This is a genomic window from Paenibacillus sp. FSL K6-1217 (genome assembly GCF_045040735.1).
Lineage (GTDB): Bacteria > Bacillota > Bacilli > Paenibacillales > Paenibacillaceae > Paenibacillus_AQ.
On sequence record NZ_CP150271.1, the window covers coordinates 5,204,798 to 5,229,603 of the forward strand.

The window sequence follows — 24,806 nt, forward strand, 5'->3', positions numbered from 1 at the left end:
TTCTTCAAGAGAAGGCAGGTACCCTTAATGGATAAAATGAAGCTGCACCGCATGGAGTACTACGGTTACCACGGAGTGTTCGAAGAGGAACGGAAGCTCGGTCAGCGTTATTATATCGACCTGGAGCTGGAGCTTGATTTGCAGGGAGCGGGGCTCAGCGATGATCTGGAGCAGACCGTGAATTATGCCGAAGTTCATGTGCTGGTCAAAAAAATTGTCGAAACCCAGTCCTTCAAGCTGATTGAAGCTTTGGCGGAACATATTGCATCCGGGTTACTGGACACTTATACTGTTATCAATGCAGTAACGGTCCAGGTGACCAAGCCGCATCCTCCTTTTGATATTCATTTCCAGGGAGTCACTGTAGAACTGCGCCGGACGAGAAAGTGAGACAGACTGATGAACATACCTTCCACCTCTGAGGCATCAGAGGCTTATATTGCTTTAGGGGCTAACCTGGGTGACCGTCAAGACACCTTGAGAGAAGCCCTGCGCCGGTTGGAACAGCATGAAGAGATTGAAGTTGTGCGCACCTCCCGGGTCTACGAGACAGAGCCTGTCGGTTATCTGGATCAGCCTCAGTTTCTTAACATGGCGGCAGCTTTGCGCACCACGCTGGCGCCGGAGGATCTGCTTCATGTGATGCTGGACACGGAGAACCAGCTAGGCCGGGTCCGGGATGTGCGGTATGGACCGAGAACCGTAGATTTGGATTTGTTGTGGGTGGAGGGGCTGACCTTAGATACGCCGGATCTGACGCTGCCCCATCCAAGGATGCTCGAACGGGCGTTTGTCCTTCTGCCGCTAAGCGATATTCTGTCGCCGAACGAAGAGTCTTCCGGATTCCGCAGATTAATTACAACAGCGCTGCAAGACATAGACGGAAAGGCAGGAATTCGCTTGTGGACAACAAACGTATGGGAAGACGGGTCAGAGCGTTCCGGAAGCTGAAGGGCTACACACAGCAGGAGCTGGCGGATTCTGTCGGAATATCACTTGCTGTGCTTGGTGCAGTGGAGCGGGGCAACAGACGTTTGGAAGATCAAATTTTAAATAAAATTGCGGATTTTCTGGAAGTTACAGTAGAGGAATTGGCTCATCCGGCACCATAAGACCGGGCTGAACGTTATAAAATGAGGTAGGGAAGTGATTGGGCCATGCTGAAGATTGGTGAGATTGAATTGAAAAATCAGGTCGTGCTGGCGCCTATGGCTGGCGTATGTAACCCGGCCTTTCGTCTGATTGCCAAGGAATTCGGGACTGGCCTGGTCTGTGCGGAGATGGTCAGCGGCAAAGCGATCGTACATGGCAACCAGCGTACGCGTGAGATGCTGTTTGTCGATGAGCGCGAGAAACCGCTGAGCCTGCAGATTTTTGGCGGGGACCGGGAGTCGCTGGTGGATGCAGCCAGAATTGTCGATAAAGAGACCAATGCTGATATCATCGACATTAATATGGGCTGCCCGGTGCCGAAGGTGACCAAATGCGATGCCGGAGCGCGCTGGCTGCTGAATCCGGACAAAATCTATGATATGGTATCCGCTGTAGTGGATGCCGTGGACAAACCGGTCACCGTGAAGATGCGGATCGGCTGGGACAGCGAGCATATCTTCGTTGAAGAGAATGCGCGTGCGGTGGAACGGGCCGGCGGAGCGGCGGTCAGCGTACACGGGCGGACCCGTGAGCAGCTCTACACCGGGCGTGCCGACTGGAATTATATCCGCATGGCTAAGGAAGCCGTATCCATTCCGGTGATCGGCAATGGCGATGTGAACACGCCGGAGGATGCGCGGGCGATGCTGGACCAGACCGGATGTGACGGTGTAATGATCGGGCGGGGCGCACTGGGCAATCCGTGGATGCTGTACCGGACGATTCAATATCTGGAGAGCGGGGTATTGATGCCGGAGCCCGGCGCCGAAGAGAAGATTAAGGTAGCTATTCTTCATATGGACCGCCTGATTGCCCTGAGGGGTGAAGCGGTGGCAGTCCGCGAGATGCGCAAGCATCTGGCCTGGTATTTGAAGGGCTTCAAGGCGGCAGCCCGCGTGAAGGACGTTATTATGGAAGAAACGAAACGTGACGAGATGGTGCGGATTTTGAATGATTTTGTCGGTCAGCTTAAGCAGGATGAGGAGCAGAGCAGCGCGGATAGTGCACTTTTCGCCGTATGAGCCTCGCGTATTCCTGGGACTAGGCCCCGTTCCTGTGTGCTTTATTGAGTATCGCTAAACATTATATGGGGCGTCATTGACATTTTGTAGCGGTTCCAATATAATTTCACAGTATAAAATCGCCGTTACAGCAGGAGCAATGGTGAAGGAGGGTTCTGATCCCTCCGGATTCGCATATAGTATGGTGTTTTCAATAAATGTATACGACAGGAGAATCGGTTGAGATGAGCGATAAAGAAGTCATCCTTACACCGGACGGACTTAAGCGTCTGGAAGAAGAACTGGAGACCCTCAAATCCGTGAAACGCCGTGAGGTAGCGGAACGTATCAAAGTGGCGATCGGCTACGGCGATATCAGTGAGAACTCGGAATATGAAGACGCGAAGAATGAACAGGCCTTTATTGAAGGACGGGTTCTTACGTTGGAGAAGATGCTCCGCAATGCCCGTATCATTAATAGCGATGAGATTGTGACAGATGTGGTAAGCATCGGGGTAACAGTGAACGTTGAGGATATGGAGTATGGCGACATTATGGAGTACACCATCGTGGGTACTGCCGAATCCGATCCGCTGAATAATAAAATCTCCAATGAGAGCCCTGTAGGCAGAGCGATCATCGGCAAGAAGATTGGTACGATTGTGGATGTTAATGTCCCTGCAGGCGTCATTCAATATAAAATTCTTGATATCAAAATGAAGTAAGACGGTTCCGAGAGCTTCCTTAGGGAAGCTTTTTTCAAAGGAATACCAGCCGTAAAATATGGGTGAACACATACAGCTTATATTTTGTACCGGAACGGACTGTCCTCAAGATTGGGGCGGAGCCGTTTCTTCTTTTGTATAGTGAGTAAGAGAGGATGAAAAACATGACGGAAGAAATCAACAACGTCGAAACTACAGAGAATGAATTAAGTGAATTGCTGCAGATCCGCCGGGGCAAGCTGGACGAGCTCCGCGCACTCGGGATCGATCCGTTTGGCAAGAAATATGAGCGTACCGCTGCGGCTGGCGATCTTCTGGCCAAATACGACGGGCAAACCAAGGAAGAGCTGGACGAGCTAGCGCTGGAGGTTAGTGTGGCCGGGCGAATTATGGCGAAACGGGTAATGGGTAAGGCAAGCTTTTCTCATATCCAGGACCTCAGCGGCAAAATCCAGATCTATGTGCGCCAGGACAGTATCCCTGAGTCACAATACGCAGCCTTCACTATCCTTGATCTTGGCGATATCGTCGGTATCCGGGGAACCCTGTTCAAGACCAGGACTGGCGAAACCTCTATTAAAGTGGATAACCTTGAGGTGCTGTCCAAGTCCCTGCTTCCGCTTCCCGAGAAGTATCATGGTCTGAAGGATGTAGAACTCCGCTACCGTCAGCGTTATGTGGACCTGATCATCAACCCTGAGGTGCAGCAGACCTTCATTATGCGTTCACGGATTATCCAGTCGATGCGCCGTTATCTGGACTCGCTGGGCTATTTAGAAGTGGAGACCCCAACCCTGCACGCCATCGCAGGCGGAGCGGCGGCCCGTCCGTTTATAACCCATCACAACACACTGGATATGCAGCTCTATATGCGGATTGCCATCGAATTGCACCTGAAGCGTCTGATTGTCGGCGGTCTGGAGCGAGTCTATGAGATTGGCCGCGTATACCGTAATGAAGGCATCTCGACACGCCATAATCCGGAATTCACGATGATCGAGCTGTATGAAGCGTATGCGGATTACAAGGACATTATGCATCTGACTGAGAGCCTGATCGCTCATATTGCCCAGGAGGTGCTTGGCTCCCAGGTGATTAATTATCAGGGGCAGGAAGTGGATCTGTCTCCAGGTTGGCGCCGTGTTACCATGGTGGATGCCGTGAAGGAAGTAACCGGAGTAGACTTCGGTGTTCAGATGACGGATGAAGAAGCGCAGGCGCTGGCTAAGGAACACCGGGTACCGGTGGAGAAGCATATGACCTTCGGACATATTCTGAATGCGTTCTTCGAGCAGTTCGTTGAAGAGACGCTAATTCAGCCGACATTCGTAATGGGGCATCCTGTAGAGATCTCACCGCTCGCCAAAAAGAACGAAGAGGACCCACGCTTCACCGACCGGTTCGAGCTGTTCATTGTGGCCCGTGAGCACGCCAATGCGTTCAGCGAGCTGAACGATCCGATCGACCAGCGTCAGCGCTTCGAAGCACAGATTCACGAGAAAGAGCAAGGCAATGATGAAGCCCATGAGATGGATGATGATTTCATCCGTGCTCTGGAGTACGGCATGCCGCCAACAGGGGGCCTTGGAATCGGTGTAGACCGTCTGATCATGCTGCTTACGAATTCAGCGTCTATCCGTGATGTACTGTTGTTCCCTCATATGCGCAATAAAGACTGAGGATTTCTCTGATTTACAGCCCTAATAACCAAGTGAGCTGCTTAGGCAGTTCTCTTGGTACAAGGGGTTAAATACTCTGTTCTAAGGATTTAGAAATAATGCTTGCAATGAATCGCTATACATGATATATTCTATTTCTGGCCGCGAAACATCAACGCCTGCTCGACAAGAAGTTGAAAAAAGAGCTTGCATTGATCGGTTGGATGTGATATATTATAAGAGTTGCTGGTGACGCGCTAAGCGGCGCTGACAACGAGCTTGATCTTTGAAAACTGAACAACGAGTGAGTGGGAAATCACTTCGGTGAGATCCAAAATTAGAGAATGTAACAATTCTCGTCAGATGTTTCAAAATGAGCAATCGCTCTTTTCGATAGTTTTCGGAGGGTTATTTCCTTCGGAAAAACCTAATTGGAGAGTTTGATCCTGGCTCAGGACGAACGCTGGCGGCGTGCCTAATACATGCAAGTCGAGCGGAGTCTGAGAGGAAGCTTGCTTCCTTTCAGACTTAGCGGCGGACGGGTGAGTAACACGTAGGCAACCTGCCCTCAAGCCTGGGATAACTACCGGAAACGGTAGCTAATACCGGATAATTTCTTTTTTCTCCTGAGGAGAGAATGAAAGGCGGAGCAATCTGCCGCTTGGGGATGGGCCTGCGGCGCATTAGCTAGTTGGTGGGGTAACGGCCCACCAAGGCGACGATGCGTAGCCGACCTGAGAGGGTGAACGGCCACACTGGGACTGAGACACGGCCCAGACTCCTACGGGAGGCAGCAGTAGGGAATCTTCCGCAATGGGCGCAAGCCTGACGGAGCAACGCCGCGTGAGTGATGAAGGTTTTCGGATCGTAAAGCTCTGTTGCCAGGGAAGAACGTCCGGTAGAGTAACTGCTGCCGGAGTGACGGTACCTGAGAAGAAAGCCCCGGCTAACTACGTGCCAGCAGCCGCGGTAATACGTAGGGGGCAAGCGTTGTCCGGAATTATTGGGCGTAAAGCGCGCGCAGGCGGTTATTTAAGTCTGGTGTTTAAACCTTGGGCTCAACCTGAGGTCGCACTGGAAACTGGGTGACTTGAGTACAGAAGAGGAAAGTGGAATTCCACGTGTAGCGGTGAAATGCGTAGATATGTGGAGGAACACCAGTGGCGAAGGCGACTTTCTGGGCTGTAACTGACGCTGAGGCGCGAAAGCGTGGGGAGCAAACAGGATTAGATACCCTGGTAGTCCACGCCGTAAACGATGAGTGCTAGGTGTTAGGGGTTTCGATACCCTTGGTGCCGAAGTTAACACAGTAAGCACTCCGCCTGGGGAGTACGGTCGCAAGACTGAAACTCAAAGGAATTGACGGGGACCCGCACAAGCAGTGGAGTATGTGGTTTAATTCGAAGCAACGCGAAGAACCTTACCAGGTCTTGACATCCAACTAACGAAGCAGAGATGCATCAGGTGCCCTTCGGGGAAAGTTGAGACAGGTGGTGCATGGTTGTCGTCAGCTCGTGTCGTGAGATGTTGGGTTAAGTCCCGCAACGAGCGCAACCCTTGACTTTAGTTGCCAGCAGGTTGAGCTGGGCACTCTAGAGTGACTGCCGGTGACAAACCGGAGGAAGGTGGGGATGACGTCAAATCATCATGCCCCTTATGACCTGGGCTACACACGTACTACAATGGCCGGTACAACGGGAAGCGAAGCCGCGAGGTGGAGCCAATCCCAGCAAAGCCGGTCTCAGTTCGGATTGCAGGCTGCAACTCGCCTGCATGAAGTCGGAATTGCTAGTAATCGCGGATCAGCATGCCGCGGTGAATACGTTCCCGGGTCTTGTACACACCGCCCGTCACACCACGAGAGTTTACAACACCCGAAGTCGGTGGGGTAACCCGCAAGGGAGCCAGCCGCCGAAGGTGGGGTAGATGATTGGGGTGAAGTCGTAACAAGGTAGCCGTATCGGAAGGTGCGGCTGGATCACCTCCTTTCTATGGAGAATCGTCTTCTGCAATGAAGACATTCAAATCTTAAATCTAGCCGGTCGGCTAGTTACTCACTCGTTGGTCAGTTTTGAGAGTTTAAGCTCTCAGTAAGACTTGATCCTTGAAAACTGGATACCGAAACGAATTTGCGTTTTAGAACATCTTTTAGCTGGAACTTGTGTAAGCAAGTTGAAATAGTTATTAGTTGCTACAGCGATTTTCCTAACGGAAAACGCATGGTTAAGCTACTAAGAGCACACGGAGGATGCCTAGGCGCCAGGAGCCGACGAAGGACGTGGCGAACAACGAAACTGCCTCGGGGAGCTGTAAGCAAGCTTTGATCCGGGGGTGTCCGAATGGGGAAACCCAGCTGTGGTAATTCGCAGTTACTCGTATCTGAATACATAGGATACGCAGAGGCAGACCAGGGGAACTGAAACATCTAAGTACCCTGAGGAAGAGAAAACAATAGTGATTCCGTCAGTAGCGGCGAGCGAACGCGGAACAGCCTAAACCAAGGGGCTTGCCTCTTGGGGTTGTGGGACGTCTCACATGGAGTTACAAAGGAATCGAGTAGGCGAAGAGGTCTGGAAAGGCCCGCGATAGAGGTAAAAGCCCTGTAGCCCAAACTGTGTTCCCTCCGAGACGGATCCCGAGTAGTGCGGGGCACGTGAAACCCCGTATGAATCCAGCAGGACCATCTGCTAAGGCTAAATACTACCTGGCGACCGATAGTGAAACAGTACCGTGAGGGAAAGGTGAAAAGCACCCCGGAAGGGGAGTGAAATAGAACCTGAAACCGTGTGCTTACAAAAAGTCAGAGCCCGTTTTAGGGGTGATGGCGTGCCTTTTGTAGAATGAACCGGCGAGTTACGTTTAACATGCAAGGTTAAGGTGAGAAGCCGGAGCCGCAGCGAAAGCGAGTCTGAATAGGGCGACTGAGTATGTGGACGTAGACCCGAAACCGTGTGATCTACCCCTGTCCAGGGTGAAGGTGCGGTAACACGCACTGGAGGCCCGAACCCACGCATGTTGAAAAATGCGGGGATGAGGTGGGGGTAGCGGAGAAATTCCAATCGAACTCGGAGATAGCTGGTTCTCCCCGAAATAGCTTTAGGGCTAGCCTCGGTGAATGGAGTGGTGGAGGTAGAGCACTGATTGGGTGCGGGGCCCGCAAGGGTTACCAAGCTCAGTCAAACTCCGAATGCCATTTACTTCTTGCCGGGAGTCAGACAGTGAGTGCTAAGATCCATTGTCAAAAGGGAAACAGCCCAGACCATCAGCTAAGGTCCCCAAGTGTGTGTTAAGTGGGAAAGGATGTGGAGTTGCACAGACAACCAGGATGTTGGCTTAGAAGCAGCCACCATTGAAAGAGTGCGTAATAGCTCACTGGTCGAGTGACTCTGCGCCGAAAATGTAACGGGGCTAAACACACCACCGAAGCTATGGCTAGATGCGTTGCATCTGGGGTAGGGGAGCGTTGTATATACGTTGAAGGTGTACCGTAAGGAGCGCTGGAGAGTATACAAGTGAGAATGCCGGTATGAGTAACGAAAAGATCAGTGAGAATCTGATCCGCCGAAAGCCCAAGGTTTCCTGAGGAAGGCTCGTCCGCTCAGGGTAAGTCGGGACCTAAGGCGAGGCCGACAGGCGTAGTCGAAGGACAACAGTTTGAAATTACTGTACCACCGTAATCCGCTATGAGCGATGGGGTGACGCAGGAGGGTAGTGACGCGGACTGATGGATGTCCGTCTAAGCAGTGAGGCTGGTGTGCAGGCAAATCCGCACATCGTAAGGCTGGGCTGTGATGGGGAGCGAAAATTATAGTAGCGAAGGTCATGATCTCACACTGCCAAGAAAAGCCTCTAGTCAGGAGAAGGTGCCCGTACCGCAAACCGACACAGGTAGGCGAGAAGAGAATTCTAAGGCGCGCGGAAGAACTCTCGTTAAGGAACTCGGCAAAATGACCCCGTAACTTCGGGAGAAGGGGTGCCTCGGTAGGGTGAATAGCCCGAGGGGGCCGCAGTGAAAAGGCCCAAGCGACTGTTTAGCAAAAACACAGGTCTGTGCGAAGCCGCAAGGCGAAGTATACGGGCTGACGCCTGCCCGGTGCTGGAAGGTTAAGGGGAGCGGTTAGGGGTTAAACCCGAAGCTGTGAACCGAAGCCCCAGTAAACGGCGGCCGTAACTATAACGGTCCTAAGGTAGCGAAATTCCTTGTCAGGTAAATTCTGACCCGCACGAATGGCGTAACGACTTGGGCGCTGTCTCAACGAGAGATCCGGTGAAATTTTAATACCTGTGAAGATGCAGGTTACCCGCGACAAGACGGAAAGACCCCATGGAGCTTTACTGCAGCTTGATATTGAATTTGGGTACGATCTGTACAGGATAGGTGGGAGCCGTTGAGGCAGGAGCGCAAGCTTCTGCGGAGGCGCCGTTGGGATACCACCCTGATCGTATCTAGGTTCTAACCTGGTGCCCTTATCGGGTACGGGGACCGTGTCAGGCGGGCAGTTTGACTGGGGCGGTCGCCTCCTAAAGAGTAACGGAGGCGTTCAAAGGTTCCCTCAGAATGGTTGGAAATCATTCGCAGAGTGCAAAGGCATAAGGGAGCTTGACTGCGAGACCTACAAGTCGAGCAGGGACGAAAGTCGGACTTAGTGATCCGGTGGTACCGCATGGAAGGGCCATCGCTCAACGGATAAAAGCTACCCTGGGGATAACAGGCTTATCTCCCCCAAGAGTCCACATCGACGGGGAGGTTTGGCACCTCGATGTCGGCTCATCGCATCCTGGGGCTGAAGTAGGTCCCAAGGGTTGGGCTGTTCGCCCATTAAAGCGGTACGCGAGCTGGGTTCAGAACGTCGTGAGACAGTTCGGTCCCTATCTGTCGTGGGCGCAGGAAATTTGAGAGGAGCTGTCCTTAGTACGAGAGGACCGGGATGGACGTACCGCTGGTGCATCAGTTGTTCCGCCAGGAGCATGGCTGAGTAGCTACGTACGGACGGGATAAGCGCTGAAAGCATCTAAGCGTGAAGCCCCCCTCAAGATGAGATTTCCCAGTATGTAAGACCCCTTGAAGACGACGAGGTAGATAGGTTGGAGGTGGAAGTGCAGCAATGCATGGAGCTGACCAATACTAATCGGTCGAGGGCTTATCCAATTTCTAATACACAGATTCGTTTCGGATTCAGTTTTCAGGCGATCAAGCCTGGCAGGATGTTAAACCGATGGTTTGATATTTTCTGCAGCGATTTCGAGAAGCTTAGGCTTCGAAAAATCATGTTTGGTGGCGATAGCGGAGGGGTTCCACACGTACCCATCCCGAACACGACCGTTAAGCCCTCCAGCGCCGATGGTACTTGGACCGAAGGGTCCTGGGAGAGTAGGACGTTGCCAAGCACACAGGACCACTGTTGATTCTCAAACAGTGGTCTTTTTGTATATTCGGCGATGCTTAGGTTTTATGATGAACCGGTTGCTGTAGGTTTTTTAGCTGTAGTAGTAGTGTAAAGCGTTAATGGCGCTGAATCTGATCCGTTGTCCACTGTAGATGGACTTTAGTCCATGAATTCGCTTACGGGAGGGCGGGTGGCCTAATCCCTTCACAGAGTGGTGTAATATTCTTGACAGGCCATATGCCCTTTGCTAAGATAGCTCTAATATATTTTTGGACAAGTCTCTCCAACCTTAACAGAAGACACAATTATGTATAGCTCCCAGGCCTTTACCGCTGTCTATCGGGTATGGACTTGATACAGGAGTTTCTTTATTCATAAGTTGGACGGCGGGTAGAGAAAAGAATTCAGAGGAGGAATGACCCAGGTGTGGGAAGATAAGTTTGGTAAAGAGGGATTCACTTTCGATGATGTGCTGCTGGTTCCGCGTAAATCCGAGGTACTGCCTAAGGAAGTGGATTTAACCACTGTACTCAGCAAGAATGTGAAGCTGAATATCCCTTTGATGAGTGCAGGGATGGACACTGTCACAGAAGCCGCTATGGCGATTGCTATCGCCCGTGAGGGCGGGATCGGCATTATTCATAAGAATATGTCCGTGGAGCAACAGGCGGAAGAGGTGGACCGTGTGAAGCGCTCCGAGAGCGGGGTTATTACCAATCCATTCTCACTTACGCCAGACCACTGGGTATCCGATGCTGAGGTACTGATGGGCAAATACCGGATTTCAGGTGTGCCTATCGTTGATGAAGAAGGCAAGCTCGTCGGTATTCTGACGAACCGGGATTTGCGTTTCATCCATGATTTCAATATTCAGATCAAAGAAGTGATGACCCATGAGAATCTCGTTACGGCTGCTGTAGGAACCACTCTTCAAGAGGCGAAGGGCATTCTGCAGCGCCACAAGATTGAGAAGCTGCCTCTGGTGGACGATCATAATATTCTCAAAGGCCTCATTACTATTAAAGACATAGAAAAAGCCATCCAGTTCCCTAACGGTGCCAAGGATGCCCATGGACGTCTGCTGGTTGGAGCGGCGATCGGCATCTCCAAGGATACGATAGAACGGACAGAAGCATTGGTAAAAGCCGGTGTGGACCTGATCACTGTGGATTCTGCGCACGGCCATCACATCAACATTATCGATGCGGTGCGTAAGCTGCGCGAGACTTATCCTGATCTGACGATTGTAGCCGGCAATGTGGCTACAGGCGAAGCTACCCGCGAATTGATTGAAGCAGGAGCCTCCGTCATCAAGGTAGGTATTGGCCCCGGATCGATCTGTACTACCCGCGTGATTGCCGGGATCGGCGTTCCGCAGGTTACCGCTATCTATGATTGTGCGACGGTTGCCCGTGAATATAGGATTCCGGTGATTGCAGACGGGGGAATTAAGTACTCCGGAGAGATTACCAAGGCCATCGCCGCTGGTGCGGCTGCAGTCATGATGGGAAGCCTGTTCGCCGGTACGGAAGAAAGCCCAGGAGAGTCTGAAATCTACCAGGGACGTAAATACAAGGTATACCGCGGTATGGGCAGCATGAGCGCCATGAAGCAGGGCAGTAAAGACCGTTACTTCCAGGATGATGATAAGAAGCTGGTACCGGAAGGCATTGAGGGCCGTGTAGCTTTTAAAGGTCCATTGTCTGACACGGTTCACCAATTGATCGGCGGACTGCGCTCCGGCATGGGCTACTGCGGAACGAAGACACTAGAAGAACTACGCAATGATACTTCCTTTATCCGTATTACGGGAGCGGGTCTGCGTGAAAGTCATCCGCATGATGTGCAGATTACCAAGGAAGCCCCGAACTATTCCCTATAAGCCGTGAAGAATCGCCTGATTTTGCTGACAGGCAGGACGAATTCGTCCTGCCTGTCTTTTTTTGCAGATACCCCTGTGTTAGAATAGAACAAGCACTGATCTGAGTATTAAAGGAGAGTCGTAATCATTGAAGTCCAAGCGGAAACTAAGCAGTAAGCAAATTGTGATAAAGACAGTGGCAGCAGGTCTGCTTTTAAATATGTTAACCTTCCCTGCGGCTTCTGCGATGGCAGAAGCCGTAAATAAACCGGCTACCACAGAAGCGGGAACCAAAGCGGCAGCCACTCCTGCCAAAACAGCAGTAGCCAAGATTCCAACCGTGGAGTCGCTCGGACTTAAGTTGAAATCTGCGGTATTGATAGAGCCTACTACGGGTGAGGTTCTGCTCTCGCTCAACGCGGATCAGCCTATGCCTCCGGCAAGTATGACGAAGATGATGACAGAATATCTTGTTACGGAAGCGGTAAATAGCGGCAAAATTTCCTGGGATCAGAAGGTAATTGTACAGGAGAATGCGTCCAAGCAGATCGGTTCACGTATTTTTCTGGCAGCGGGTGATGAACATACTGTAAAAGAACTCTACATAGCGATGGCGGTAGGCTCTGCAAATGATGCTACAGTCGCCCTGGCTGAGCTGGTCGCAGGTTCTGAGCAGGAATTCGTCACAATGATGAACGAAACCGCGAAGAAGATGGGAATGAAGACTGCTCATTTCATCAACTCCACAGGTCTTGACCGTGCGGATATGCCGAAGAAGTTCCGCCCAGAAGCTGAAGGCGAAACCGTAATGTCTGCCATGGATGCGGCTCTGCTCGCCAAGTTCATTGTAACCGACCACCCGGAATTCACCGATTTTACGACGATCCAGTCGTATAAATTCCGTGAGCGTGATTCGAAACCGATGATTAACTACAACTGGATGCTGGAAGCCAACAAGAATATCCCCAATTTCAAGGCGTATGCTTATCCTGGACTGGACGGATTGAAGACAGGACATACCACTAACGCCGGTAATTGCTTCACCGGTACAGCGGTGCGTGACGGCATGCGGCTGATCAGCGTAGTTATGGGAGCGGACTCGGAAGCCCACCGTTTCACAGAGACGAAGAAGGTGCTGGATTTCGGCTTTAACAATTTCGAGATTAAGCAGGTAGTTGCGCCTAAGGCAGTGATTGCGGGAACTGAAACCGTGCCTGTGCTGAAGGGCAAGAATAAAGAGGTACCTGTGGTTACGGATGCGGGTGTAACGTTCATGGTTCCGAAGGGCACTGTGTCGCCGCAGATCAAAACGACAGTGGTCACGAATGATCCGGCTACGCTGGTCGCGCCGATTGCTGGAGCCAGCAAGGTAGGTAAGGTTACGTATTCCTATAAGATTGAAGGAATGTCCACGACGCAAGAGAAGACGGTTAACCTGATTACTGCCGAGGAAGCGGAGAAGGCGGGCTGGTTCAAGCTGCTGCTGAGAGCGATCGGTAATTTTTTCGGTGATCTGTTCAAAGGAATTAAGAACTTGTTCTAGGCTTGCAGGTTGCTGATCCCAGCCTGACGACAAAATCCCAGTAAATAGGTTGTATATATTACCGCCTTGCGGTAGAATTACATGTTAGATTAGGTTAGAGCTAACGGGAGGCATAGATATGGAAACAGGAACTTCACGAGTCAAAAGAGGCATGGCAGAAATGCAAAAAGGCGGCGTCATTATGGACGTCATGAATGCAGAGCAGGCGAAAATTGCCGAAGCCGCAGGCGCAGTGGCCGTTATGGCCCTGGAGCGTGTACCTTCCGATATCCGCGCAGCGGGTGGCGTCGCACGTATGGCTGATCCTACTATTGTAGAAGAGGTTATCAAGGTAGTTAGCATTCCTGTTATGGCCAAAGCCCGGATCGGACACTATGTGGAGGCCAAGGTTCTGGAATCCCTGGGTGTAGACTATCTTGATGAGAGTGAAGTGCTTACTCCTGCCGACGAAGTGTTCCATATCAACAAACACGAATTCACGGTTCCTTTTGTATGCGGGGCCAAGGACCTTGGGGAAGCCCTGCGCCGGATTAGCGAAGGAGCCTCCATGATCCGTACCAAGGGTGAGCCGGGAACGGGCAATATTGTGGAAGCCGTCCGCCATATGCGCCATATTAACAGCCAGATCCGCAAGGTGACGGGCCTCTCACCGGATGAGCTGTATCATGAAGCCAAGACGCTCGGTGTTCCTTATGAGTTGCTGCTGGAGGTTCATCAGCTGGGCAAGCTGCCTGTCGTGAACTTCGCTGCCGGTGGGGTGGCTACACCTGCCGATGCCGCGCTCATGATGCATCTGGGGGCTGACGGGGTGTTTGTCGGCTCGGGTATTTTCAAATCGGACAATCCTGAGAAATTCGCCCGCGCGATCGTCGAAGCAACCACCCACTTCACGGACTACAAGCTGATTGCTGAAGTGTCCAAGAATCTGGGCGCTCCGATGAAGGGGATTGATATCGCCACATTGACCCCGGCTGAGCGCATGTCGGAACGCGGCCGTTAATAGAGAGAAGGTTGCCCGGTGAGAATTGGAGTATTGGCGCTTCAGGGCGCTGTAACAGAGCATATTGCCAGTATTGAGAAGACCGGCGCGCAGGGCCTGCCCATTAAGCGGGTTGAGGAGCTGGACGGGGTAGAGGGCTTGATTATTCCCGGCGGCGAGAGTACAACAATCGGGAAGTTAATGCGCAAATACGGCTTTATTGAAGCGATCCGGGAGTTCTCGGGTCAAGGCAAGCCTATTTTCGGCACCTGCGCCGGTATGATCGTGCTGGCGAAGCGGATGGCCGGAGACGAAGCAGGTCATCTGGAGCTGATGGATATTACCGTGGCCAGGAATGCCTTTGGCCGCCAGCGGGAAAGCTTTGAATGTGACCTGGAGATTAAGGGGATTGCTGACCCGGTGCGGGCGGTATTTATCCGTGCTCCGCTTATTGAAGAGGTGGGCCCGGATGTCGAGGTGCTGACCCTCTATAAGGATGAGATTGTAACCGCGCGTCAAGGCCATCTGCTGGCCTGCTCTTTTCACCCGGAATTGACTGATGATTATAGGCTGCATCAATATTTTGCCGACATGGTAGAGGACAGTATGACAGCCAATCTATAGAACTGCATATAAGGACATCTTGACTCTTTCAAAGCTGCAAACAAAACAGCATTTTGAAAGAGTTTGGGCTGTTTTCAGGAGGGAAACTTTGTGTTAGATGTTAAAGTATTGCGCAGTGATTATGCGAGAGTAGAAGAGGCGCTGAATAAAAGAGGAAAGTCGCTGGATTTGATTGCCGGGTTCCCGCCGCTGGATCAGCGTCGCCGCGAGCTGCTTCAGGAGACGGAAGGACTCAAGAACCGCCGGAACACGGTATCCGGGGATGTTGCCAAGAAGAAGAAGAATGGAGAACCGGCGGATGATCTGATCGCAGAAATGCGCATGGTGTCTGACCGGATCAAAGAATTGGATGATGAAGTGCGTGAGCTTGAGGCTAAGATCGACGAGCTGACGATGAGCATCCCGAATATCCCGCATGAATCGGTGCCGGTGGGCACTTCCGAGGAAGACAATGTCGAAGTGCGCCGCTGGTCGGAGCCCAGAGAGCTTGGATTCACTCCGAAATCCCACTGGGAGCTGGCGCAGCAGCTGGATATCATTGATTTTGAGGCAGCAGCGAAGGTTACGGGTTCGCGGTTTGTCTTCTATAAAGGACTGGGTGCCAGACTGGAGCGGGCCCTGATCAACTTCATGATGGACCTGCACAGCGGGGAGCATAATTATGAAGAGATGCTGCCGCCGTATATTGTTAACAAGGACAGCCTCTATGGAACAGGACAGCTGCCGAAGTTCGAAGAGGACCTGTTCAAGCTGCGGGATACAGAATATTATCTGATTCCTACAGCGGAAGTGCCTGTGACGAACTATTACCGTGAAGAGATTATGACGGCTGGCGATCTGCCGAAGTATCATGTCGCCTACAGCTCCTGCTTCCGCTCGGAGGCCGGTTCTGCCGGACGCGATACCCGCGGTCTGATCCGTCAGCATCAGTTCAACAAGGTGGAGCTGGTGAAGCTTGCCAGTCCGGAGAGCTCCTATGAGGAGCTGGAGAAGATGACAGCCGACGCTGAGCGCGTGCTGCAGCTTCTGGGGCTGCCCTACCGCGTTCTGCTGCTCTGTACGGCAGATATGGGGTTCACCTCTGCCAAGACGTATGACCTGGAGGTATGGCTGCCTGAGAGCGGCATGTACCGTGAGATCTCTTCATGCTCCAACACCGAGGACTTCCAGGCGCGCCGGGCCAACATCCGTTACCGTAAGGAACCGAAGGCGAAGCCGGAATTCGTGCATACGCTGAATGGCTCTGCGCTGGCGGTAGGCCGCACCGTAGCTGCTATTCTGGAGAATTACCAGCAGGAGGACGGCAGTGTGCTGATTCCGGAATGCCTGCAGCCGTATATGCGCAATGTGAAGTCCATTTCTGCAAAAACAACTCAATAATAATAGTTGCATATTATTTGTGGGGCGTGGTATAATTCCTAATGCATGTGAAATTTTGATGCATTGGAGAGGTACCGAAGCGGTCATAACGGGGCGGTCTTGAAAACCGTTAGGGTGCAAGCCCACATGGGTTCGAATCCCATCCTCTCCGCCATTCCTTAAAATGCCCCGCCACATAAGATATTGTGGTGGATATGACATAAACGCACTAGACTGTTGAACAGCGGTCTGGTGCGTTTTTTTTGTGTTCGTGACCGTTAGAGGAGAATCTAACGGGAGGTATTCATTATGAATGTGAACAAAGGAAAAACAGCCCATAAACATAAACGGGGACAAAGAAAGAATAATTTAGACATCCCTCAGCGGTTATTAGACCGCCTTACTCCATCGGTCTTGGAAACGGTCCGCTCCACGCTTCAGGAAGCCGAGAAACCTCGCCCTGAGACGTTGACACTGGACAAGCTGTTTACCCGCTACTTATTGCCGCAAGGCAAGCGGCAGGGGCGGCAGAGCGCACCTTAGAAGACTACAGGAAGCATATGAACTGGTTTCGGCGTTTCTTAGCAACGGAGTACAGCGGTCTTGATAACTTTGTACCTAACCGTGATGTCATTCGTGTATGGATTTCATCTATGTTGACGGTACAGAAGTTGAAGCCATCAAAGAAGAGGCTGTCTCAAAAGCCATGAAGTGGCTGCTTGGGACAGCTCTTTAGTTTGTAGTAGGATCAACGTGAGTACTTGGGTGAACGCTGCGCGAACGGACCGTTGTTCCAATCGCTGTGGTCTCCAGATTTTTTTTCATTCCCCTAGCGGTGAAAATCCGGAGACCAAGGCGACCGCTGCCGCTTTTCCACAATCGTTCCGTCCTCTCCGCTGTTTGAGCGGGAAATGGCTCGTCCATCCTTAAAAAAGAAACAAAAAAAATCGCTCGTTTTGGCAACATGGAGGTACCACCCAACCATTCCCAAAGGAGCGATTTCTTTGTACATCCAATATACCATGGACCAACTTTGCTTGCCAATGGATCTGGAAGAAGATATCCCGAATAATCACCTCGTTCGCGTCGTGAATGCCGCCGTCAATCGGCTGGACAACGCCATTTTTGACGCGGCCTATCCCGGCGGCGGCCGTGACAGCTACCATCCTAAAATGCTTACCAAAGTCATCATCTACGCGTACACTCAGCGAATCTATTCGTCTCGCCAAATCGCCAAAGCGGTCCGGGAGAACATTCCCTTCATGTGGCTGGCCGGACGGCAGCGACCCGACTTCCGCACGCTGAATCGCTTCCGTTCCCAGCGGATGAGAAATGTCCTCGAAACGGTATTTACCGCCGTGCTTCAGTTTCTGGCTAACGAAAAATACGTGTCTCTGGAGCATTATTTTGTGGACGGCACTAAGATTGAGGCGAATGCCAATCGCTACACCTTTGTCTGGAGCAAAGCGGTCAGCAAACACAAAGCGAAACTGCAAGATAAGGTACAGGCCCTATTCGCTGACATTGACGCAGCGGAAGAGCAGGAAGAACAAAAGAACCAGGGCAAAGATCTGGCTGAATTCAGCACGGGTTCAGAAATGGACAGTGAGAAACACGAACAAGCCGTGCAAAAGCTTGAAGCTCAGCTTGCCGAAAAACCGAAAGACAAGCCCCTAAAAAAGACGGTTCGGAAGTTGTGTAAGGATTTGCTTCCCCGACTGCAGAAGTACGAAGAATATCAAAAACTGCTTGGGGACCGTAACAGTTTCAGCAAGACCGATCCAGAGGCAACGTTTATGCGGATGAAAGAAGATCACATGCGAAATGGCCAACTGAAGCCAGGTTATCATCTACAGATCGGGACCGAAAACCAGTTTATTGTGGCCTACAGTCTCCATCAAAGACCGGGTGACACCCGCTGTTTAGAACCACATCTGGAAAAAACAAAGCAATTCCTCGGGGAACTTCCAAAGACGGTCATTGCAGATGCCGGCTATGGAAGTGAAGAAAACTACGCCTATCTGGAAAAGAGCGAGATACAGGCCGTCGTGAAATACAGCACCTACCACAAAGAAAAGAGCAAAGCCTGGAAAGCCGACGTCGGAAAAATCGAGAACTGGACCTACGACGGATCCGAGGATCGCTGGACGTGTTTAGCTGGACACCCGCTGTATTTCCAACGAGAAAGCAAGGAAACCACAGAGAGTGGATACGAAATTAAGAAGCGTCACTACCAAAGTCAAAGCTGCGGAGGTTGTCCGCTAAAAGAAAACTGCACGAAGGGAAGCGGAAACCGGGGAATCGCAGTCAGTCTGGAGCGGCTTAGATACCAGAAACAGGCGAAAGAAATCCTCCGAAGCGAGGAAGGCTATCTATTGGCCGTACGTCGAATGACGGAGCCGGAAAGTGTATTTGGACAATTAAAGAATAACCGGGGCTTCCGGCGCTTTCTGCTTCGCGGCTTGGAAAAAGTGACGCTGGAGGTCGGTTGGCTTTCGCTCGCCCACAACCTGCTGAAGCAAGCAGCGAACGACCAGAAACGCAAAGGAGCGGTCCTCCAATAACGGAGAATCACTCCTTTTTTACCTGTTACGCTTTGAAGAAGCTATAGGTTTTGTTTCCACTTATAAGAATAATATTTACTTTTGGGACAGCCCCTTCTTCGTTGATTGTCTACTACAATCTCCATCCTCCAGCGTTCCCGTTGCTCTCATTCTTATCAAAAGTCCCACCGCAAATGGATTGTTCGATTGCGTACTGATAAAGGCGTCGATTGGGGTCATTCTGACCACTGCTCCAAGCACTAGCCTGCCAACGATAAATGCCCGGAATAGCTGCACCGACTGTTGTCGTTGTTCTATATCCCCCGTAAATCCCTAGCTGATAGCCGTAACTGTCGGTATAGGTTTTTACAATGTTCAAGTAAGGAATAATAGAATTACTCAGATCACTTGCGCTTGCGTCGTAGTCCACAGTAAAATAAATGGGCGTGCCAGAGGGCTGACCGGCAGCCACTGCTTGATTTACAGCAGTAGCACCGTCTGCATGAGCTTGGCTACTGGTAAAGTAAGACGCTGTTCTCGAATTGTACTGAAAAATGGAAATGATAAAAAGACCCGCATTGGAAATGGTACGTGCTTCAGCATTTTGCAAACGACTGCTGTAAAAATTCGAAGCCGCCGGTCGATAGTAGCGACCTACAAAAGTTTGACCATTGCTAACCAAGCAATTCGCCATCGATGAACTTACTACGTTTAATGTATCAACACCTGCTGCCATAATAAATTACCTCCGTCTATTTGGTATAGCAATAACCTGAACGGGGTATGGCCTTGTGGATGTGTACCCCACACATTCCAAAGGTCAGTTGGTATTGCTTAGTTATTATAATATAATATAGCGTAACGTTACGCTATATTATGGCACAAAAAAACTATCTCTTCATAGTGAGGAGATAGCTAGAAAACTTACTCTAAGGGTTCAAGCGAAGCGGCCGCTCTCTCATACTCAGCCTGAGAAAAGGTTTTTGCTGAACTCATACTAAAATACAATCCGTCTTTCTCAAAGTATAAATACGGTACTTCATTCTCTTTAGCAATCCACTCCCCAGATACATCTTTAGAAAGCTCTACTTCTTTAGTCGAAGCAATCTCGGCAGTTGGTTTAAGTTCTTCTTTGGATTGAGTGATTGAACCACGAATAAATACAATACGGACTTGATTGTCTTTAACTTCAACACGATCCATGTAATCATCGCTACCTAAACCTACTGTGGGGATGTAGACTTTATCTAATCCGGCTTTCTTAGCAGCTTCACTAATTTCATTTTTTTGTTCTGCTGTATAAGATAGTGGCTCTGCTTCTGTCATTTCTTCACCCGCTTTATTGGTCGAATTTTCATTCTGACTTTGTTCAGTTGCAGGAGTGGGTGAAGGAGTTGAAGGCGAATTTTCATTCTGACTGCATCCTGCTAATAAAGCCCCAAATAGCAGGCCGATAATCACGACTTTCCCTTTGTAGTCCATTTAAATATCCTCCTCGTTGATCTGTCACCTCATAATAATAGACTGAACTGCTCATTCAAAAGTTGCTTAATCTTCTCATATAAGTTTCTTTTTTGAAACTCTTCACAGATCCAGCGAACTAAACCAGGTAATCGTAGCTGCTAAATCCGCCAAGATTCCCCTGAGAGTTCCGTTGTACCAATGAGATCCTCACCAAGAAAAAACGCTGGAGGAGATCCTTTTCACCAATACGATATAACGGGGTACATAACGCAGTATAAACTCCATTCAATTGAATGGAGTTTATTTGCTCATAAGATACAGATAATCTAATCTCAACCGTCTTCTTTTTTATCCTGGCGAATAGCAGATTTTGATGTACTTTGATGATACGTCTTAACCATCAGTTTCATCGTCTTATCAAGCTGAGCCAAGCGTTTCTCTAATCCATCCATTTGTTTGTTGAATTTGATGAGTATCGTCTGGAGAAGAATCAGAGAAAGAGCAATGGGAAATCCAACGTTTCCGATTAACTGAACAACTGCCTGTAGATCCATAAGTAAATACCTCCCTTCTTTGGCTTTATTATATTATATTACATAACGAAACGTTACGCTATATTTTTTAAATAACATACATTATATGTTACTATGATATAAAATATATGCTATAATAGAAATAAATAATAATAGGGTGATGCGAATGGAATCGAAAGAAAAGCCTCCTAGGCTCACTGTGTATCTTCCGGAAAGTGCCAGAAAAGATTTGCTAGAGATATCGGAAAAAACTGGGTTGTCTCAAACACAACTGGTTGTTATGGCTACCCACAGTTTAATAGCTAATCATAAAGCTAAAGGCAATGCTATTTTTTCCGAATTGCTAGGAATAAGTTCAGATTTAAATGGAAATTAGTTACTAGAAGGTAGAAAATAATATTGTGAGGGGTTACGAATCGCTATATAATAACCATAGCTGATAAGGAGGGGAAATATGAAGTACAGTATTAACCTATTTGGATTTGTGGTCGATTGTGATATTAAAATTAATGGTGAGCATTTTGGTATAGAAATACCGGAGGAAAATCAGAAGGCTTTAAAAAATTACTTAATACGAGTATTGCCCAAGTATGGAAGAGAAGCTTCTAATGATTCGTCCCTAGATACTTTAGTGAAACTTGCCCTGGATGCTGAAAAAACATTAGATGGACGTATGGTAGAGCCTAAGCTGAAATTACCCTATGAGTTTCAGCCTGAAATCAAGGAAAAACTAATTGAGGCAGCCGCATTACAAGAAATATCAGCGACTCAATTATTAATTCGTATTATTGAAAATAAATACCAAGAAATTATAGGATAGGGGGTAATGGACGATGGCATATGGAAATAAGGTTAAATTTCATTATGACGTACCTGTCTATATAAAAAAGCAATTAGCTACGGCTGCAAAAAAGTTGAATATGACAGCAACCGAACTGTTATCCAAAACCATTGAAGAAGAATATGAACGTGTAATAAAGGAAAAAAAGGCTAAATGAACTTAGCCTTTTCAATGAATTGGTGCATTTTATGGATTTGGTCAATAGTAAAACATTGATAGGAATAATCTGGACTAATATTGTCATACGAAAAGGCATGGAAAATAGAATAGCTTTCCAACGGGTTGTCTTCAATTAGATAAACATACACATTAGGGATTTCTGTTGTTACATCACAATGAAATTGAGAGGTTGGGCTTGCGTCTATAATCCCCATAATATGTTGCTTTACATCTGAGGATACATTGGGCAATTGGTTTTCATAGACTAACATGAGGGACCCCCTTTTGATTGAATGCCGTTTCTGTACTTAGTCTTCCCATTATACCAAACGTTTGTTCGCATGTTAAGGGCGTAATTTCCACAGGAGTATATTTTTTACGTAGAAAAGGAAGAATATGTTTCGATTTTTCAGGTTACAATATTGACGTTTTGTTGTAGATTTTATCAAATAATGTATTATAGGGAGTTTTCAAAAGAGGTAAACAATGGACGTATGCTTTTACGAACGAAGAAAAACCAATAGAAAATAGTTCGCAAAAGTCTTATTTAATCATTCAGCTCCAAAAATTTCGGGAGCTGGGCATTGAAGATCGTTTTACTTTTGTAGATAAGCAGAGCGGGAAAGACTTTGACCGAGAACAGTATAAGGCTATGCGTCTTGTGCTGAGAGAAGGGGATTTATTATACCTGGATGCTCTGGATCGGCTGGGCAGAGACTATGACGGCAACCTCCGGGAGTGGAAATATATCACACGGGAATTAAATGCTGATATTGTATGCTTGGAAAACGAAAACTTATTCGACAGTCGCCGGTTCAAGGCCCTGGGTGATATGGGGAAGCTGCTGGAAGATCAGTTCCTTAGCATGTTAGCCTGGGGAGCTGAACAGGAGAGGAAAAAGAATCGTATTCGTCAAGCTGAAGGTATTCAAGTTGCTCAAACGAAAAGTGTGAAATTTGGTAGACCAAAGCTTGAAATTACAAAAGAGTTTATACAAACGTATTCAAAATGGAAGGCTGGGAGTATTCCCGCAATCGTTGCAATGGACGAACTAAAGATTTCAAAAACCAGTTTTTATAAGCTGGTCAAAATTTACGAGTCTGATCTATCGGGAAAAATTGAATGTGCTCAGTAAGCATCTGATCCTAAGTCTATATAGCAAAAGGCATGACTCTTTATTAATTGAGTCATGCCTTTTTTGGTTGTCAAAACGATTAGCTCATAAGTTCAATTTTCACGCTGTTTGCTCCAGACGGTTTACCAATACCTACCCATGCACGATACGTCAATTCCACTCCACGATTGGCAGGCGCGGTATCGGTTACCCGAACAACGATAGACTGGTTGTTGGAAAGGTTTGTGACTTTAATATACTTATTACGGTATGTGCTGCTCCAACTATTAGTCGATGTCATGGCACACGTTAAATCGACAGGGTGAAGCACTTCTCCGTTACCTACAGTGGTATTTGAAATATTCTGATATGCACTCAGGTCGCTGTATCCTGAACATGATGGAGAGGTTGTGCCTGCCGCAGTACCTTGGCAAGGGTGTCCGTAAAAATCACAACGAGCACTGGAAGAAATGACGCTCTGCACGGAAGCACCTGTATTTGTCGGAGCGACGAGCGCTTTAAGTGGATTGTCACCGGCTGCGCTGGCAAAGTTCGGATTAACTGCCGCACGAATTTGGTTGGCAGTCAAAAGGGCATTATGCCAAGGCATAGGGCCAGATGCTGTCATGATTGCCGTTTGGGTCGTACTTGCTCCTGAGTTGCTCCAGTGGGTCGGTTCATAGAGTTTAGACGGATGCTGTTTCCAACCATCACTGCCGTTTGTGTCGTACAGATAAGTGACCTGGCCTACATTTCGGCGTACACGTGGACAGCTAATGACATATTGTCCGTTCTCATATGATGGAGTAATAAAGTCAAGATCCCGGTTAGGATCGGCAAAAATGTAATTCAAACGCTGTTTAACGGCATCTACACGAGAAAACGTATCACCAACAATATATTTTCCGTTAATGTACAAACCATATACGTCACCAGTAATTAGATTAACAGTAGCAGTATTAGCCATGAGAAAATCCCTCATTTCATTTTAGTATGAAAGAGGTGGGACATTTAAAATAAGAAGGGTCCCGTCCTTCTCATTTCAAATTCTCTTTCTGTTTATATATTATAATGTTGCGTAACGTTACGCAACATTAAATTACAAAAAAAGCCCAAAGGCTTTTTAAGAACTGGGAACTAGAAGGTTATTTTCAATCTTCCATTCTGAAACCTCGCCTTTGGTTACTTCTGCTTTGAAAGTGTTAGATTCCTGGTCATACATCACTACTGCGGCATTCATGGCTTCATTAAGATTTACGCTTACCAGGGAATCCTTCTCTATTTTATAGATGGACGTTTCCGCTGATGTACCCACAGTAGCAACGATTTCTTTAATCCCGTCTTGGTCCACATCAGCCTCAACGGTATTGGCTTCTATATGCAACACTGTTGGGGGCGAAGTGCTGAGTGACACATAATTAGAAATTGGGGCACTAGCTCCAACAGATCCGGTCACTTTAACGTAAGATTGACCCAAAACATCAACTGTACTTGTCGAATAGTCGCTGGCCCCTTCATAGCCGATCTGTCCCATATCATAAGTTCCGTCTTTGGATTGAAGTGCAGCATAAATTTTCTCTACATCATCCTTCTTTTTATAAGTTAAAACCTTGGATTCATCAACTGCTTGACTCTTCAATTGTTTAGTTTGCTCTACTGCATTAATTTTGGTCAGTGGCTCGGCAGTTAAAGACGTTGTATACTTCAACTGAAACTGCTTTGCTTCAGGTGCTACTACATTTGTAGCAGGCTCCTCCGTTGCACTGGTAGTAATATTGGTTGTTGAAGGAGCATCTGAAGACGGGGTGCTGCATCCTGTAACCACTCCTAATAAGATTAATGCTGCTACTGTTTTTTTCATTT

General features: G+C 48.8%; 23 protein-coding genes, 1 tRNA gene and 3 rRNA genes. 21 read left to right on the forward strand and 6 right to left on the reverse strand.

Annotated elements, in window-relative coordinates; all coding sequences use genetic code 11:
• Nucleotides 1-27: 27 nt before the first annotated feature.
• The 17 genes from folB to MHH28_RS23090 all read left to right on the forward strand — a co-directional run bounded on the left by folB (nt 28) and on the right by MHH28_RS23090 (nt 18,853).
• Nucleotides 28-390 (forward strand): dihydroneopterin aldolase, encoded by a 363-nt coding sequence (gene folB / locus MHH28_RS23010; RefSeq protein ID WP_076082833.1) that lies wholly within the window; start codon nt 28-30, stop codon nt 388-390.
• 9 nt (nt 391-399) lie between these two features.
• The gene (folK, locus tag MHH28_RS23015; protein ID WP_405105887.1) at nt 400-951 is read left to right on the forward strand and encodes a 2-amino-4-hydroxy-6-hydroxymethyldihydropteridine diphosphokinase; all 552 of its coding nucleotides are present in this window, start codon (nt 400-402) and stop codon (nt 949-951) included.
• On the forward strand, nt 903-1,112 hold the full coding sequence (locus MHH28_RS23020; protein WP_341183134.1) for a helix-turn-helix transcriptional regulator: 210 nt from the start codon (nt 903-905) through the stop codon (nt 1,110-1,112). Before folK ends, MHH28_RS23020 begins: the two co-directional genes overlap by 49 nt.
• Nucleotides 1,113-1,157: 45 nt before the next feature.
• Nucleotides 1,158-2,174 (forward strand): tRNA dihydrouridine synthase DusB, encoded by a 1,017-nt coding sequence (gene dusB, locus MHH28_RS23025; RefSeq protein ID WP_405105889.1) that lies wholly within the window; start codon nt 1,158-1,160, stop codon nt 2,172-2,174.
• Nucleotides 2,175-2,398: 224 nt separating this feature from the next.
• Entirely contained in the window at nt 2,399-2,878 is a 480-nt protein-coding gene (greA, locus tag MHH28_RS23030) for a transcription elongation factor GreA (protein WP_405105891.1), read from the forward strand.
• Between the two features lie 164 nt (nt 2,879-3,042).
• Nucleotides 3,043-4,557 (forward strand): lysine--tRNA ligase, encoded by a 1,515-nt coding sequence (gene lysS, locus MHH28_RS23035; RefSeq protein WP_405117216.1) that lies wholly within the window; start codon nt 3,043-3,045, stop codon nt 4,555-4,557.
• 407 nt (nt 4,558-4,964) lie between these two features.
• Nucleotides 4,965-6,525: ribosomal RNA gene (locus MHH28_RS23040) — 16S ribosomal RNA — on the forward strand.
• Nucleotides 6,526-6,757: 232 nt separating this feature from the next.
• Nucleotides 6,758-9,685, forward strand: a 23S ribosomal RNA gene (locus tag MHH28_RS23045).
• A 122-nt stretch (nt 9,686-9,807) separates the two neighbouring features.
• Nucleotides 9,808-9,924, forward strand: a 5S ribosomal RNA gene (gene rrf, locus MHH28_RS23050).
• Together the 16S, 23S and 5S rRNA genes form the textbook arrangement of a ribosomal RNA operon.
• Before the next feature lie 423 nt (nt 9,925-10,347).
• On the forward strand, nt 10,348-11,805 hold the full coding sequence (guaB, locus tag MHH28_RS23055) for an IMP dehydrogenase (RefSeq protein ID WP_405105893.1): 1,458 nt from the start codon (nt 10,348-10,350) through the stop codon (nt 11,803-11,805).
• A gap of 127 nt (nt 11,806-11,932) precedes the next feature.
• Nucleotides 11,933-13,327, forward strand: a complete 1,395-nt coding sequence (locus MHH28_RS23060; RefSeq protein ID WP_405105895.1) for a D-alanyl-D-alanine carboxypeptidase family protein — start codon at nt 11,933-11,935, stop codon at nt 13,325-13,327.
• A 118-nt stretch (nt 13,328-13,445) separates the two neighbouring features.
• On the forward strand, nt 13,446-14,327 hold the full coding sequence (gene pdxS / locus MHH28_RS23065) for a pyridoxal 5'-phosphate synthase lyase subunit PdxS (protein ID WP_405105897.1): 882 nt from the start codon (nt 13,446-13,448) through the stop codon (nt 14,325-14,327).
• A gap of 18 nt (nt 14,328-14,345) precedes the next feature.
• Complete coding sequence (gene pdxT / locus MHH28_RS23070) at nt 14,346-14,930, forward strand: pyridoxal 5'-phosphate synthase glutaminase subunit PdxT (protein WP_405105899.1); 585 nt, start codon at nt 14,346-14,348, stop codon at nt 14,928-14,930.
• 90 nt (nt 14,931-15,020) lie between these two features.
• Nucleotides 15,021-16,310 (forward strand): serine--tRNA ligase, encoded by a 1,290-nt coding sequence (gene serS, locus MHH28_RS23075; RefSeq protein WP_405105901.1) that lies wholly within the window; start codon nt 15,021-15,023, stop codon nt 16,308-16,310.
• 65 nt (nt 16,311-16,375) lie between these two features.
• A tRNA-Ser gene (locus tag MHH28_RS23080) sits at nt 16,376-16,464 on the forward strand.
• A gap of 134 nt (nt 16,465-16,598) precedes the next feature.
• The gene (locus MHH28_RS23085; protein WP_405105903.1) at nt 16,599-16,832 is read left to right on the forward strand and encodes a hypothetical protein; all 234 of its coding nucleotides are present in this window, start codon (nt 16,599-16,601) and stop codon (nt 16,830-16,832) included.
• 461 nt (nt 16,833-17,293) lie between these two features.
• Complete coding sequence (locus MHH28_RS23090) at nt 17,294-18,853, forward strand: IS1182 family transposase (protein WP_405105905.1); 1,560 nt, start codon at nt 17,294-17,296, stop codon at nt 18,851-18,853.
• A 112-nt stretch (nt 18,854-18,965) separates the two neighbouring features.
• Here MHH28_RS23090 and MHH28_RS23095 read toward each other — a convergent pair whose 3' ends face one another.
• From MHH28_RS23095 to MHH28_RS23105, 3 genes are all read right to left on the reverse strand, one after another.
• Nucleotides 18,966-19,568 carry a DUF1906 domain-containing protein gene (locus MHH28_RS23095; protein ID WP_341027853.1) on the reverse strand — a complete coding sequence of 201 codons (603 nt, stop codon included), beginning with the start codon at nt 19,566-19,568 and terminating at the stop codon, nt 18,966-18,968.
• Nucleotides 19,569-19,756: 188 nt separating this feature from the next.
• Complete coding sequence (locus MHH28_RS23100; protein WP_405105907.1) at nt 19,757-20,314, reverse strand: hypothetical protein; 558 nt, start codon at nt 20,312-20,314, stop codon at nt 19,757-19,759.
• Nucleotides 20,315-20,628: 314 nt separating this feature from the next.
• Complete coding sequence (locus MHH28_RS23105) at nt 20,629-20,850, reverse strand: hypothetical protein (protein ID WP_405105909.1); 222 nt, start codon at nt 20,848-20,850, stop codon at nt 20,629-20,631.
• A 145-nt stretch (nt 20,851-20,995) separates the two neighbouring features.
• On the opposite strand from MHH28_RS23105, the gene MHH28_RS23110 reads away from it, so the two are divergent.
• The 3 genes from MHH28_RS23110 (at nt 20,996) to MHH28_RS23120 (ending at nt 21,827) form a co-directional block, all read left to right on the forward strand.
• Nucleotides 20,996-21,205, forward strand: coding sequence for a hypothetical protein (locus MHH28_RS23110; protein WP_405105911.1), 210 nt, complete (start codon nt 20,996-20,998; stop codon nt 21,203-21,205).
• Nucleotides 21,206-21,283: 78 nt separating this feature from the next.
• Entirely contained in the window at nt 21,284-21,649 is a 366-nt protein-coding gene (locus tag MHH28_RS23115; RefSeq protein WP_405105913.1) for a hypothetical protein, read from the forward strand.
• Between the two features lie 13 nt (nt 21,650-21,662).
• Nucleotides 21,663-21,827 (forward strand): hypothetical protein, encoded by a 165-nt coding sequence (locus MHH28_RS23120; RefSeq protein WP_200869261.1) that lies wholly within the window; start codon nt 21,663-21,665, stop codon nt 21,825-21,827.
• On the opposite strand, the gene MHH28_RS23125 is transcribed toward MHH28_RS23120, so the two are convergent.
• Nucleotides 21,820-22,101, reverse strand: coding sequence for a hypothetical protein (locus tag MHH28_RS23125; protein ID WP_405105915.1), 282 nt, complete (start codon nt 22,099-22,101; stop codon nt 21,820-21,822). The genes MHH28_RS23120 and MHH28_RS23125 overlap by 8 nt on opposite strands.
• Nucleotides 22,102-22,349: 248 nt before the next feature.
• On the opposite strand from MHH28_RS23125, the gene MHH28_RS23130 reads away from it, so the two are divergent.
• Entirely contained in the window at nt 22,350-22,964 is a 615-nt protein-coding gene (locus tag MHH28_RS23130) for a recombinase family protein (protein ID WP_405117218.1), read from the forward strand.
• Nucleotides 22,965-23,043: 79 nt separating this feature from the next.
• Here the strand turns inward: MHH28_RS23130 and MHH28_RS23135 are convergent, their stop codons facing one another.
• Entirely contained in the window at nt 23,044-23,910 is an 867-nt protein-coding gene (locus tag MHH28_RS23135) for a septal ring lytic transglycosylase RlpA family protein (RefSeq protein ID WP_235218517.1), read from the reverse strand.
• 156 nt (nt 23,911-24,066) lie between these two features.
• On the reverse strand, nt 24,067-24,804 hold the full coding sequence (locus tag MHH28_RS23140; protein ID WP_405105917.1) for a hypothetical protein: 738 nt from the start codon (nt 24,802-24,804) through the stop codon (nt 24,067-24,069).
• Nucleotides 24,805-24,806 lie beyond the last annotated feature (2 nt).